Source organism: Nocardioides sp. (assembly GCF_034670285.1).
In the GTDB taxonomy this organism is placed as follows: domain Bacteria; phylum Actinomycetota; class Actinomycetes; order Propionibacteriales; family Nocardioidaceae; genus Nocardioides.
The window spans coordinates 1-12,645 of record NZ_JAXMNS010000053.1 but is presented as its reverse complement, the minus strand read 5'-3'; the positions used below and the strand labels follow the sequence as shown (position 1 = coordinate 12,645).

At 71.4% G+C, this 12,645-nt stretch carries 14 protein-coding genes and 1 pseudogene; 10 read left to right on the top strand and 5 right to left on the bottom strand.

The features are described 5' to 3' along the window. The 6 genes from VOI19_RS04340 to VOI19_RS04315 all read left to right on the top strand — a co-directional run. A partial coding sequence (locus tag VOI19_RS04340; protein ID WP_323791727.1) for a hypothetical protein occupies positions 1–126 on the top strand: 126 nt, incomplete at its 5' end. Further along, entirely contained in the window at positions 123–995 is an 873-nt protein-coding gene (locus VOI19_RS04335) for an aminoglycoside phosphotransferase family protein (protein ID WP_323791726.1), read from the top strand. The genes VOI19_RS04340 and VOI19_RS04335, both read left to right, overlap by 4 nt. 22 nt (positions 996–1,017) lie before the next feature. After that, entirely contained in the window at positions 1,018–1,584 is a 567-nt protein-coding gene (locus VOI19_RS04330) for an MOSC domain-containing protein (RefSeq protein ID WP_323791725.1), read from the top strand. A 109-nt stretch (positions 1,585–1,693) separates the two neighbouring features. After that, entirely contained in the window at positions 1,694–3,514 is a 1,821-nt protein-coding gene (locus VOI19_RS04325) for an AMP-dependent synthetase/ligase (RefSeq protein WP_323791724.1), read from the top strand. Positions 3,515–3,608: 94 nt separating this feature from the next. Next, on the top strand, positions 3,609–4,838 hold the full coding sequence (gene hemW, locus VOI19_RS04320) for a radical SAM family heme chaperone HemW (protein WP_323791723.1): 1,230 nt from the start codon (positions 3,609–3,611) through the stop codon (positions 4,836–4,838). A gap of 43 nt (positions 4,839–4,881) precedes the next feature. After that, positions 4,882–5,322, top strand: a complete 441-nt coding sequence (locus VOI19_RS04315; RefSeq protein ID WP_323791722.1) for a hypothetical protein — start codon at positions 4,882–4,884, stop codon at positions 5,320–5,322. On the opposite strand, the pseudogene VOI19_RS04310 reads toward VOI19_RS04315, so the two are convergent. From VOI19_RS04310 to VOI19_RS04295, 4 genes and pseudogenes are all read right to left on the bottom strand, one after another. After that, positions 5,323–6,160, bottom strand: a pseudogene (locus VOI19_RS04310) (DUF3097 domain-containing protein). It lies immediately after the preceding gene. 50 nt (positions 6,161–6,210) lie between these two features. Further along, positions 6,211–6,384 (bottom strand): hypothetical protein, encoded by a 174-nt coding sequence (locus tag VOI19_RS04305; RefSeq protein WP_323791721.1) that lies wholly within the window; start codon positions 6,382–6,384, stop codon positions 6,211–6,213. A 59-nt stretch (positions 6,385–6,443) separates the two neighbouring features. Beyond that, entirely contained in the window at positions 6,444–7,310 is an 867-nt protein-coding gene (locus tag VOI19_RS04300) for an MBL fold metallo-hydrolase (protein ID WP_323791720.1), read from the bottom strand. An 86-nt stretch (positions 7,311–7,396) separates the two neighbouring features. Then, the gene (locus VOI19_RS04295; RefSeq protein WP_323791719.1) at positions 7,397–8,128 is read right to left on the bottom strand and encodes a hypothetical protein; all 732 of its coding nucleotides are present in this window, start codon (positions 8,126–8,128) and stop codon (positions 7,397–7,399) included. A 156-nt stretch (positions 8,129–8,284) separates the two neighbouring features. Between VOI19_RS04295 and hrcA the strand changes: the two genes are divergently transcribed. From hrcA to VOI19_RS04280, 3 genes are read left to right on the top strand one after another with little or no spacing between them, the layout of a single operon-like run. Then, positions 8,285–9,295: a heat-inducible transcriptional repressor HrcA gene (gene hrcA / locus VOI19_RS04290; RefSeq protein ID WP_323791718.1), complete on the top strand. Its 1,011-nt coding sequence runs from the start codon at positions 8,285–8,287 to the stop codon at positions 9,293–9,295. 57 nt (positions 9,296–9,352) lie between these two features. Further along, the gene (dnaJ, locus tag VOI19_RS04285) at positions 9,353–10,519 is read left to right on the top strand and encodes a molecular chaperone DnaJ (RefSeq protein WP_323791717.1); all 1,167 of its coding nucleotides are present in this window, start codon (positions 9,353–9,355) and stop codon (positions 10,517–10,519) included. A 29-nt stretch (positions 10,520–10,548) separates the two neighbouring features. After that, positions 10,549–11,289, top strand: coding sequence for a 16S rRNA (uracil(1498)-N(3))-methyltransferase (locus tag VOI19_RS04280; RefSeq protein WP_323791716.1), 741 nt, complete (start codon positions 10,549–10,551; stop codon positions 11,287–11,289). Between the two features lie 18 nt (positions 11,290–11,307). Here the strand turns inward: VOI19_RS04280 and VOI19_RS04275 are convergent, their stop codons facing one another. Further along, positions 11,308–12,225, bottom strand: a complete 918-nt coding sequence (locus tag VOI19_RS04275; protein WP_323791715.1) for a Gmad2 immunoglobulin-like domain-containing protein — start codon at positions 12,223–12,225, stop codon at positions 11,308–11,310. A gap of 183 nt (positions 12,226–12,408) precedes the next feature. Here VOI19_RS04275 and VOI19_RS04270 point away from each other — a divergent pair. Beyond that, on the top strand, positions 12,409–12,645 hold a 237-nt coding region (locus VOI19_RS04270), incomplete at its 3' end, for an HIT domain-containing protein (protein ID WP_323791714.1).

Below are 12,645 nucleotides of genomic sequence, written 5' to 3'. Positions count from 1 at the left end.
CTGCTGGAGAAGCAGAAGGAGGGCAAGAAGCGGATGAAGATGGTCGGCCGCGTCGAGGTCCCCCAGGAGGCGTTCGTCGCCGCGCTGTCCACCGGCGGTCCGGCGGGCGACAAGCCCAAGAAGTGAGCCCCGAGCTCTCGCGCCTGGTGCGTGAGCTCTGCGACGAGTGGGACCTCACGCCCGACGGGGCGGAGCTGCGCGGTCACACCGCGGTCGTCGTCCCGGTGGTGGCCGAGCAGGGTCCGGCGGCGCTCAAGATCGGGCTCGCGCACGACGAGGAGACCGAGCACGAGCACCTTGCGCTCCAGCACTGGCGCGGCCGCGGTGCCGTGCGCCTGCTGCGCGCGGATCCCGGTCGCTCGGCGCTGCTTCTCGAGCGGCTCGGACCACAGGACCTCACCGATCACTGGGACGTCGAGGCCTGTGAAGTCGTGGGCGGGCTCTACGACGCCCTGCACGTGCCGGCCCTGCCCCAGCTGCGCACGCTGACGTCGTACGTCGCCCGCTGGACCGACCGCCTGGCCGCGTTGCCGCGCAGTGCCCCGCTGCCGCGCCGCCTCGTCGAGCAGGCCGTGTCGCTGGGCCGCGGCCTAGTGACCGCCCCGGCCAGCAACGGCACGATGATCCACGGCGACCTGCACTACGAGAACGTCCTCGCCTCGACCCGCGAGGAGGGGCCCGACTGGCTGGCGATCGACCCCAAGCCGGTGAGCGGGGACCCGCACTACGAGGTCGCCCCGCTGCTCTGGAACCGCTGGGACGAGCTGAGCGGCCCGGGGAGCGTGCAGAGCGTCCGCGACGGTGTACGCGCCCGCTTCCACGCCACGATCGACGCAGCCGGCCTCGACGAGGACCGTGCGCGCGACTGGGTGGTCGTGCGGATGCTCCTCAACGCGTTGTGGGAGATCGAGGAGCACCCCGCCGACGGTGCGAGCCGACCCGACGGCGCCTGGCTGACCCGGTGCCTCACCGTGGCCAAGGCGGTTCAGGACTAGCCTCGCCTGCCAGACTCGGCGCATGTCGAGGGTGCGGTCGGTCAACGTCGGTCGCCCGCGCGAGGCCACCTGGACGAAGATCGGGCGGACGGCCTCGCTCAAGGAGCCGGTGGTCGGACCCGTCGAGGTGCACGACCTCGGCCTCGAGGGCGACCAGGTCGCCAACCGCACGCATCACGGCGGTCCGGACAAGGCGGTCTACGCCTTCGCCCGCGAGGACCTCGACCTGTGGGCCGAACGGCTGGGGGTCGACGTCGCGGACGGCCAGTTCTCCGAGAACCTCACCACGGAGGGCATCGACGTCAACGAGTCACGGCTGGGGGAGCGCTGGCGGATCGGTGGCCCCGAGGGTCCCGTGCTCGAGGTGGCGACGTTCCGCACGCCGTGCGCGGTGTTCAAGGCGTGGATGGGCCGCTCGGGGTACGACGACCGGGCGTGGCTCAGGCGCTTCGCCGAGGAGGGCCGGCCGGGGCCCTACCTGCGCGTCGTGGTGCCCGGGACCCTGCGCGCCGGCGACGCCCTGCAGGTGGTCGCGCCCGGGCACGGTCCGAGCGTGAGCGAGGCCTTCCGAGCGGCGTACGGGACCTGAGCACATAACGAATCGCCGTCCAGGTGGGGGATACCTACCCACGGGTACGAGCAGTGATCTAGGTTACTTCGCAGCACCAGAACCCGATCTCTGCCGAGCCAGGAGCACCATGCCCGTCAATCACGACACCTCCTTCGTCGATCACCTTCCGAAGAACATCGCGGTGCTCTTCCTCGACCGCGTGGAGACCTCGGCCGACGCCGAGGCGTTCCGCTTCCCGCGCGGGGACTCGTGGGAGTCGCTCACGTGGCGCCAGGCCGGAGATCTCGTCACGCGCCTGGCCGCCGGTCTGCTCTCGCTCGGTCTCGAGACCGAGCAGCGCGTGGGGATCGCCTCGAGCACCCGCTACGAGTGGATCATCGCCGACCTCGCCGTGATGTGTGCCGGTGGCGCGACCACCACGGTCTACCCGAGCACGAACGCCGAGGACACCGCCTACATCCTCAGCGACTCCGAGTGCCGCTACGTCTTCGCCGAGGACGACGAGCAGCTCGCCAAGCTCAAGGAGCGCGAGAGCGAGCTCGGCTCGCTCGGCACGATCATCACCTTCGACGGCACCGTCGACGGCGATCGCGTCATCAACCTCGACCGGCTCGCCGAGCTCGGCGACGCCTACCTCGCCGAGCACCCGGGCGTCATCCGCGAGACCGCGGACGCGATCGAGCCCGACCAGCTCTCGACGCTCATCTACACCTCCGGCACGACCGGTCGCCCCAAGGGCGTGCGCACGCTGCACAAGGCGTGGGTCTACGAGGGCGCGGCGATCAAGGCCCAGGACATCCTCGACGAGAGCGACCTGCAGTTCCTGTGGCTGCCGATGGCCCACTCGTTCGGCAAGGTGCTCCTCTCCACGCAGCTCGCCTGCGGCTTCGCGACCGCGATCGACGGTCGCGTCGAGAAGATCGTCGAGAACCTCGGCATCGTCAAGCCGACCTTCATGGGCGCGGCACCGCGCATCTTCGAGAAGGCGCACGCGCGCATCGTGATGATGCAGGCCGGTGAGGGCGGGCTGAAGGAGAAGATCTTCAAGCAGGCGTTCAAGGTCGGCCTCGCCGTCGACGAGCGCAAGCTCGCCGGCAAGTCCGTCCCGCTGCCGCTCAAGCTGCAGCACGGGCTGTTCGACAAGCTGGTGTTCTCCAAGGTGCGCGACCGCTTCGGAGGCCGGGTGAAGTTCTTCATCTCCGGCTCCGCCGCGCTCAACCCCGAGATCGCCTCGTGGTTCCACGCTGCCGGCGTGCTGATCCTCGAGGGCTATGGCATGACCGAGAACGCCGCAGGCGCCACGGTCAACCACCCGCTGGACTACAAGATGGGCACCGTCGGCAAGGCGCTGCCCGGCAGCGAGGTCACGATCGGTGAGGGCGACGAGGTGCTCCTGCGCGGACCCCACATCACGGCCGGCTACCACAACAAGGCCGAGGAGACCGCCAAGACGATCACCGACGACGGCTGGCTCCGCACCGGTGACAAGGGCAGCCTGGACGACGAGGGCTTCCTGACGATCACCGGCCGCATCAAGGATCTCTTCAAGACCTCGGGCGGCAAGTACATCGCCCCGTCGTCGATCGAGGCGAAGTTCAAGGCCGTGTGCCCCTACGCCAGCCAGTTCATGGTCTTCGGCCAGGACCGCAACTTCGTCGTCGCCCTGGTGACCCTCGACCCCGACGCCATGGCCGACTGGGCCAAGGAGAACGGCATGGAGGGCTCCTCCTACACCGACATCGTCGGCTCGGAGAAGGTCCACGCGATGGTCGGCGAGTACGTCGAGGAGCTCAACGCGCGCCTCAACCGCTGGGAGACCATCAAGAAGTGGGAGATCCTCCCCGAGGACCTCACCATCGAGTCGGGCGAGCTGACGCCGTCCATGAAGGTCAAGCGCAACGTGGTCGAGGCCAACAACACCGACCGGATCGCCGCCTTCTACGGCTGAGTCCCACCCGCCCCACCTGTTACCAATTTCTCGCCGAGTCGGCGCGTGTACGCGCCGACTCGGCGAGAAATCGTTGGGGTGAGAGGGTGAGCGCGTGCCCTCGACGTTGCCCCTCGGAGACCCGGTGCCCGCTGACGGGTCGCTGCCGGCGTCCGCCCTCGACGGCGTGGGGGAGCGCCCGCTGTCGTTCTACGTGCACGTGCCGTTCTGCACCGTGCGGTGCGGCTACTGCGACTTCAACACCTACACCGCCGAGGAGCTCGGCCCCGGCGCCTCGCGCACGACGTACGCCTCCTCCGCCGTCGCCGAGGTACGGCGTGCCCGCGGCGTCCTGACCGCCACGGGGCGCACCGACCTCCCCGTCTCGACGGTCTTCGTCGGCGGTGGCACCCCGACCCTGCTGAGCCCGGCCGACCTCGGCTCGGTGCTCACGGCGATCGACGAGGAGTTCGGGCTCGCGCCCGACGCCGAGGTGACGACCGAGTCCAACCCCGACTCCGTCACTCGTGAGGACCTCGAGGCACTTCGCGCGGCCGGCTTCACGCGGGTCTCGTTCGGCATGCAGTCGGCGGTGCCCCGGGTGCTCGCCGTCCTCGAGCGCACCCACGACCCCGAGCGCGTGCCGCGCGTTGTGCAGTGGGCCCGCGAGGCAGGCTTCGACCAGGTCAGCCTCGACCTCATCTACGGCACGCCGGGCGAGACGCTCGAGGAGTGGCGGACGTCGCTCGACGCCGCCCTGGCCTGCGAGCCTGACCACGTGTCGGCGTACGCGCTCATCGTCGAGGACGGCACCGCCCTGGCCCGACGGGTACGACGTGGCGAGGTCGCGATGCCCGACGACGACGACCTCGCCGACAAGTACCTCCTCGCCGACGAGCGGCTCGAGGCCGCCGGGCTGGGTTGGTACGAAGTCTCCAACTGGGCGCGCGACGAGGCCGCCCGCTGCCGCCACAACCTCGCCTACTGGCGGGGCTCCGACTGGTGGGGCGTCGGGCCCGGTGCGCACTCGCACGTGGGCGGCACCCGCTGGTGGAACGTCAAGCACCCGGTGGCCTATGCCGACCGGCTCTCCGCCGACCTCAGCCCGGCCCATGCTCGCGAGGTGCTCGACGACGAGACCCGCCTGGTCGAGCGCGTGCTGCTCGAGCTGCGCCTGCGCGACGGGCTCGATCCGGCTGTCCTCGACGACGCGGGCCGCGCGCAGGTGCCCGACCTCGTACGGCGCGGGCTCCTCGAGGCCGGCTCGGAAGCCCGGGGCCCGCTGGTGCTGACCCTCAGGGGCCGGCTGCTGGCCGACGCCGTCGTCCGGGACCTGATTCCCTGAGGCCGGCCGGGCGACACGCCTGCTGCTGCGTAGGGTGACGACCGTGAACGAGACGCCGCAGAACCCTTACGGCCAGCCCGCGGATCCTGAGGAGCCCAGCTCGACGAGCCCGTCGTGGCAGCCGTACGGCGCCCCGACGCCGCCACCGCCGCCGTACGGGATCCAGCAGCCCTACGGCGCGCCCGTGCCGCCGTACGGAGTCGACCCCTACGGTGGGCCGGTCTCGGACAAGAACAAGACCACCGCAGGACTTCTGCAGCTGCTGCTGCCGTTGGTGGGCGTGTGCGGGGTCGGCCGGCTCTACGCCGGCTACACCACCGTCGGCCTGGTGCAGCTGATCGGCTTCTTCGTCTCGTTCTGCCTGTCGGCGGCCTTCATCGGCCTGCCGTTCCTGGTCGGTATCTGGATCTGGAGCATCGTCGACGGCATCCTGATGCTCGCCAATCCCTACCGCGACAGCCAGGGCCGCCTGATGCGCTCCTGATCAGTCGACGTCGACGGTCACGAAGTCGATGAGCTCCTCGACCCGCCCCAGCAGGGCCGGGTCGCAGTCGGTGAAGGAGTCGACCCGCGAGAGGATCTGCTTCCAGGCCCGGGCGATGTCGGCCTGCTCGTCGTGCGGCCAGCCGAGGTGGGCGCAGATGCCCTTCTTCCACTCGATGCTGCGCGGGATGTCGGGCCAGCGCTCGAGCCCGTCGCGCTCGGGCTTCACCGCCGCCCAGATGTCGATGAAGGGGTGACCGACGACGAGCACGTGCGGGCTGGTCACGGCGTCGGCGATCCGCTGCTCCTTGGAGCCGGCGACGAGGTGGTCGAGCAGCACGCCGACCTTGCGGGTAGGACCGGGCTTGAACTCCGCGAGCACGTCGGCGAGATGGTCGGCGCCGTCGAGCAGCTGGACGACCGCCCCGGATGCGCAGGTCGTCGCCCCAGACCTTCTCGACGAGCTCGGCGTCGTGCTTGCCCTCGACGAAGATGCGGCTGGCGCGGGCCACGCGCGCACGCACGCCGCTCACCGCGACCGAGCCGGACGCCGTGCGCGTCGGTGCTGCCGGCGCCGCGGCGCGCTTGGGGGCGACGAGGATCACCGGCTTGCCCTCGAGCAGGAAGCCCGGCCCGAGGGGGAAGGTACGACGGCGCTCACGGCGGTCCTCGAGGGTCAGGGTGTGGAGGTCGCGGTCGACGGCGACGATCTCGCCGACCCAGTCGGTGGTGACCTCCTCGACCACGGCACCGATCTCGGCGGGGGCCTCGACGGCGCGGCCACGCTTGGGCGCGCGCCAGTCGCCGGACAGGACGTCGGTGCCGTAGCGATCGCTCACCCGACAACGCTAGGCGCGAGGACGGCCCGGCCCCGGGTGGCGCGCCGAGGTCAGTCGTCCTGTGACGTATCGGACTCGGCAGCAGGCTTGCCCTCCTCGAGCAGGTCGCCCGCACTCTCGCCGTCGGCTAGTGGCTGGGCGAGGGGGTTCGACTCGTCGGGCACGAGATCCTCGGGCAGCTGGTCGTCGTTGATCCCGCTCTGCTCTGCCTGTGATTCGCTCATGGCGCGAACTTACGCCGACGACGGAGCGCTTGACTCACCCGCCGAGATGATCCGCCGGCTCAGATGAGCGGGAGCCGCTTCTGGCTGCGGGGGAGGTGCTCGTAGGCCCGGCGGACGGCGTCGTCCAGGAGGTGGGCGGGGAAGGGCCAGGCGTCGGCGGTCGCGATCGCCTCGGACACCGGGACGCCGCGTCCGGCGAGGTCACGGATCGTCTCGGCGAGGATGCCGATGTCGTTGCGCTGGTCCTCGACGAACGCGCGGTCGACGACGGCGCCGTGGCCGGGGACGACGACCGAGGCCGAGGTGGTGAGCCCGAGCAGGATGTCGAGGGTGAGCGGCCACTCCATCGGGTAGCAGTCGGCGCCGAAGCCTGGTGTGTTCTCGCGCTCCGCGGACTCCTCCACGAGGTCGCCGGCGATGAGCACGTCGACGTCCGGCACCCGGACGACGAGGTCCCCGGAGGTGTGGCCGCGTCCCGGGTGGACGAGCTCGACCAGGCGGTCGCCCAGGTCGATGGCCATCGCGGAGGAGAAGGTCGAGGTGGCGGGCACGATCTCGGTGTCGAGCACCTCGGCACTGCGCTCGGCAGCGGGGTCGGCGGCGTACTCGGCCTTGATGCGCGCGCCGGCTGCGAGGGTGCGCTCCGCGGCCTCCTCGTGGGCTCGCAGGGGCACCGAGGCGCCGTACGCCGCGAGGAACTCGCCGTTGCCGAAGGTGTGGTCGAAGTGCTCGTGGGTGTTGACGATCTCGACCACCTCACCGGCCCCGAGCGCCCGTACGTCGTCGATCACCGCGCGGGCGGCGAGGGCGGAGGCGTGGGTGTCGACGACGAGCAGGCCGCGATCGCCTTGAACGAGCGTGATGTTGAGGTCGAACCACGCGTGGCGCGCGACCCAGACCCGGTCGGCGATCTCGGTGAAGGGCACGGCCTCACCCTAGACACCCTGCAGCGTCGCCCCGATCAGCACGGGGCATCGATCAGCACCGGGCATCGTTCAGCACCGGGCGTCGTTCAGCACAGGCCGGCGCTCAGCTCACGGCGCAGCAGCTCGCCGAGCTCGTCGGGAGCGCGAGCGGTGCGCGGGAAGCGCAAGTCGCGCACGTGGGCGCCGCGCGTGTCGACCCAGCTGACCCGGACCCCGGACGGGGTGAGGTCACTGACCGAGACGCCGGCGACGTCTCGGACGGGGCGGTCGAGCTGCGCGGACACGGCATACCTGAGCTCGTCCTGGTGGCCCGTCGTGGTGTGTTCGGCGCAGCGCCGCAGGAAGCCTGCGTTGAGGAGGTGCTCGGGGGAGGTGAAGTCCTCGACGGGCAGGTGGCGGGTCCGCCCGTCCGCATCGGACGTGGTGAGGGCGACGAGGTCGACCACGACCGCGACGACCACGGTCTCGTCGGGACAGCAGGCGCAGACGTCACGGCCGGCGACTACCAGGCGTCCCCCGAGGGTGAGCACGTCCGGCGCGGCAGCCCGGGTCGGCCGTGAGGCCGGGGCCGGTGCCTCGCCCTCCAGGGTCAGCAGTGCGCGACGGCCCCGGTCCGCGGCACGAGCGAGTAGCGAGTCCGGCGCGCAGGAGAGGTGGGGGACGCCGTCGCGGTCACTGAGGAAGAGTCCCCGCGGTCCGCTGCGCTCGTCGACGTCGGCCAGCACGTCGTCCACGCCGTCAACGACCAGCCGCACGGCGGTGGGTCCGGACAGGATGCCGCGAGCAGCAGCGGCGGGGGAGAGAAGGGATGACGACACGAGAACCTCCTGAGTAAGTAAGGTAAGCCTAACCTGCATCGGCGGCGGCACGCGTGGTTGCCGGTCGACGGGCTAGACTTGGCACTCCCTGCGGTGGAGTGCCAGACCTCGCCCGCGGGCCCCCGGGTCGGACAACGCACGTCAGGAGGAGACGAGGTGCAGGAAGAACGCCGCATTGCCGTTCTGCGAGCGATCGTCGAGGACTACGTCGCGACCGAGGAGCCGGTGGGCTCCAAGGCCCTGGTCGAGCGTCACGGGCTCAACGTGTCGCCGGCGACGGTCCGCAACGACATGGCCGCCCTGGAGGACGAGGGCTACCTCGCCCAGCCGCACACCAGTGCCGGCCGCGTGCCGACCGACAAGGGCTACCGGCTCTTCGTCGACCGCCTCACCAACCTCAAGCCGATGAGCGGTGCCGAGAAGCGCGCCATCTCCACGTTCCTCGACGGCGCTGTCGACCTCGACGACGTCGTCTCGCGATCGGTCCGGCTGCTCTCCCAGCTCACCCGCCAGGTCGCGGTCGTGCAGTACCCCACGCTATCCCGCTCCACCGTGCGACACATCGAGCTGGTCGCGCTTGCCCCCGACCGGTTGCTCGTGGTCTTGATCCTCAGCACGGGTCGGGTCGAGCAACGCCTCCTCGAGCTCGACACACCCCTCGACGACACCGCGCTGGTCGACCTGCGGTCGCTGGTCAACGGCGTCGCGACCGGTGAGCTCATCAGTGAGGCGATCGTGGCCCTCGGCACCCTGGCGGCGGCCCGTCCGGGGCCGGCGGCCTCGGTGGCCGACCTCCTGGTCGAGGCGATGAGCGACCACCGCTCCCACGAGCGGCTGGTCGTCGGCGGTGCCGCCAACCTCGCCCGGTACGGCGACAGCTTCGACTCCGCCGTGCGCCCGCTGCTCGAGGCGCTCGAGGAGCACGTCGTGCTCCTGCGCCTGCTCGGTGAGGCCTCGCAGTCGGGCACCGTGACGGTGCGCATCGGGGCCGAGGGCCCCGTGCAGGAGCTGTCGTCGACGAGCGTCGTGACCACCGGCTACGGCCCGCACGACAACGCCCTGGCGACGCTCGGCATCGTCGGGCCGACCCGCATGGACTACCCCGGCACGATGGCCGCCGTGCGCGCCGTCGCCCGCTACCTCTCCCGCATCCTCGACGAGGGCTGAGCCCGCGTCGTCGACTGATCCACCCGCCCCAGAAGCCAGGAAGCAGAAGGAATCCCGTTGAGCCAGGACCTGTACGACCTCCTCGGTGTCGCCCGCGACGCGGACGCCGACACCATCAAGAAGGCCTACCGGAAGTTGGCGCGCCAGCTCCACCCCGACGTCAACCCCGACCCCGCGACGCAGGAGAAGTTCAAGGAGGTCTCGCACGCCTACGAGGTCCTCTCCGACGCCCAGAAGCGTCAGGCCTACGACCGCGGCGGCGACCCCTTCGGGGGCGGCTTCGGCGCGGGCGGCGGCCAGGGCGCCGGCTTCTCGTTCACCGACATCATGGATGCCTTCTTCGGCGGCCAGGGTGGTCAGGGCGGCGGCGGACGCGGTCCCAAGTCGCGGGTGCGCCGCGGCCAGGACGCGCTGATCCGCATCGAGGTCGACCTCGCCGAGGCGGCCTTCGGTGTCTCGCGCGAGCTCAAGGTCGACACCGCTGTCGTGTGCACCACCTGCCACGGCGACGGTGCCGCACCGGGCAGCGAGCCCGTGGCGTGCGAGACGTGTCGCGGAGTCGGCGAGGTCGCCCACGTGCAGCGCTCGTTCCTCGGTGAGGTCCGCACCCTTCGTCCCTGCGCGGCGTGCCGCGGCTTCGGCTCGATCATCCCCGAGCCCTGCCGGGAGTGCTCCGGCGACGGCCGCGTGCGCTCGCGCCGCACCCTCACCGTCAAGATCCCTGCCGGCGTCGACACCGGCACCCGCGTCCAGCTCAGCGAGCAGGGCGAGGTCGGCCCCGGTGGCGGTCCCGCCGGCGACCTGTACGTCGAGATCCACGTCGCCGAGCACGACGTCTTCAACCGTCACGGCAACGACCTGCACTGCACGGTCTCGGTGCCGATGACCGCCGCTGCGCTCGGTACGACGCTGACGCTGCCGACGCTCGAGGCCGACGTCGAGTCCGGCGCCGGGTCGGGCGTCGAGACGGAGTTCGAGCTCGACATCGCGCCCGGCACCCAGTCGGGCACCGAGCAGGTGCTGCGCGGTCGCGGCGTTCCCGGGCTGCGGGGCGGTCGGGGTGACCTGATCGTCACGATCGCGGTCGAGACGCCGGGCAAGCTCGACGCCCGTCAGGAGGAGCTGCTGCGCGAGCTCGCAGCCGTCCGTGGCGAGGAGAGCCCCGACGGTCAGGTCCGCAGCGGCCAGCAGAAGTCGGTCTTCGGCCGCTTCTTCGGTCACTGAGACCCCCACCACCGAGCCACGGAGCACCGGTGTCCCTGCCCTTCCACCTCGTTCCCGACCTCGCCGCGGCGCGAGTCGGTGACACGATCACGATCGAGGGCGACGAGGCGCACCACGCGGTCGCCGTACGGCGCCTGCGCGTGGGGGAGCAGGTCGCACTGACCGACGGCGCGGGCACCCTCGTCGTCGCGGAGATCGCGACCACGGGCAAGCGGGTGCTCACCGTGAAGGCGACCTCGGTCGAGGTCAGGGCCGAGCCCGCGCCCGAGATCGTCGTCGTCCAGGCGCTGCCGAAGGGCGATCGCGGCGAGCTCGCCGTCGAGGTGCTCACCGAGATCGGGGTCGCGCGCGTCGTCCCGTGGGCGGCCTCACGCTCCGTGGCGGTGTGGAAGGGCGAGCGCGCCGAGAAGTCCCTGGCCAAGTGGCGCGCGACCGCTCGTGAGGCGGCCAAGCAGGCTCGACGTACCTGGCACCCTCACGTCGACCCGCTCGTCTCCACGGCGGACGCCGTCGCTCTCGTCGCCGGCGCCGACCTCGCGGTCGTCCTGCACGAGGCGGCCTCCGCTCCGTTCGCGACGCTGGAGGTTCCGACGTCGGGTCGGATCGTGATCGTCGTCGGCCCCGAGGGCGGCGTGAGCGACGACGAGGTCACCGCCTTCACCGACGCCGGGGCGCACCCGGTGCGGCTGGGGGCCGAGGTGCTGCGCACCTCGACCGCCGGGGTGGCCGCCGCCGCAGCGCTGCTGGCCCGCACCCCGCGCTGGGGGTAGCCGAGCCGCAGGCGTCCGTCAGGGCACCACGATCGTCTTGGTGTCGACGTACGGGCCCGGTCCCTCGCCGTCCGACGGGTCGGCGGTGAGGGCGGCGAAGGTGTAGTCGCCGGACGCCAGCGAGGAGAGGTCGATCTCGGTCTCCCACGGGTAGACGTTGTCCATGAAGCCCGAGGCCGTGGCGAACCCGTCGAGGGCCACTGCGCCGCTGCTGTCGCGGATCTCCCAGAGGACGGTTGCCTCGAACGAGCTCGCGACGCCGGAGGCGACGAGGGTGCCGGAGACCGCCGCGTCTGTGGCGGGCTCGGTGACGTTGACCAGCGAGAGCACCTCGAGCGGCGCCGTGGCGCTCACGCCGGTGTCGGTGGGCTGGCCGAGCAGCTGGACCGGCTGGCCGTCGACCTCGACCGTGAGCGGGTCACGCGTCTGGGCGATGCCCTGGAGCGTGTAGACGAGCGACTGCACCGCCAGCGCTGCGTCCGAGGCGCTCATCGACTTGTCGGCAGTGGGGGCGTCGCCGGCCAGGGTGACGACCAGCGCGCCACTGGTGGCCTCGATCGAGACGATGTCGAGGGCGGGCAGCAACGAGGAGTAGTCGGGGTCGAGGGCATCGCCTGCCACCAGCAGCGCGGCGCCCTCCTCGAGCGGGTTGTCGGCCTCGACCTGACGGAACTCCCGGTAGAGACGGGGGCCGGTGGGCGAGTCGCCGACGAAGTAGATCGGTGCTGCCACGGTGTCGGGGGCCTCGCTCGTGGTCGGCTCGCTCGGCTCGGTGTCGGTCGGCTCGGTCGGGGTCGTCGGCTCAGCGGCGGTCGGCTGGGGGTCGGAGGCCACCGGATCGGTGTCGTCGCTCCCGCAACCGGCCAGCACGCCGAGGGTGACGGCCAGGGCGGCGGTGCGCAGCGCGAACGAGCGAGGGCGGTGTGGCAGCAACATGTCATCCATCCTTGCGTCGGAGGCGGGGGAAACGGTGGTCATTCGACGATGACCGTGCGCGTGTCGGAGTCGGTGCCGCGCCCGAGCTCGCGACGGTGGCCCGCTTGCATGGGTATTCACGCTAGTAGGACGCAGCAGAGCCGTGTTCGGTTTCCCCGCGTGCCATCGGATTACGGTGGGCCCATGGACGACTGCCTCTTCTGCAAGATCGTCGCGGGCGACATCCCCGGCGAGATCGTGCACACCACCGAGCACTCGGTGGCCTTTCGCGACATCAACGGCCAGGCGCCGCTGCACGTGCTCGTGGTGCCGCGCGCGCACTACGCGAACGCCGCCGAGCTCGCCGCGGGCGACCCGGCGGCCTCGGCCGAGCTGATCCGTAGCGCGCACGCCGTCGCGGTCGCCGCCGGCTACGACGAC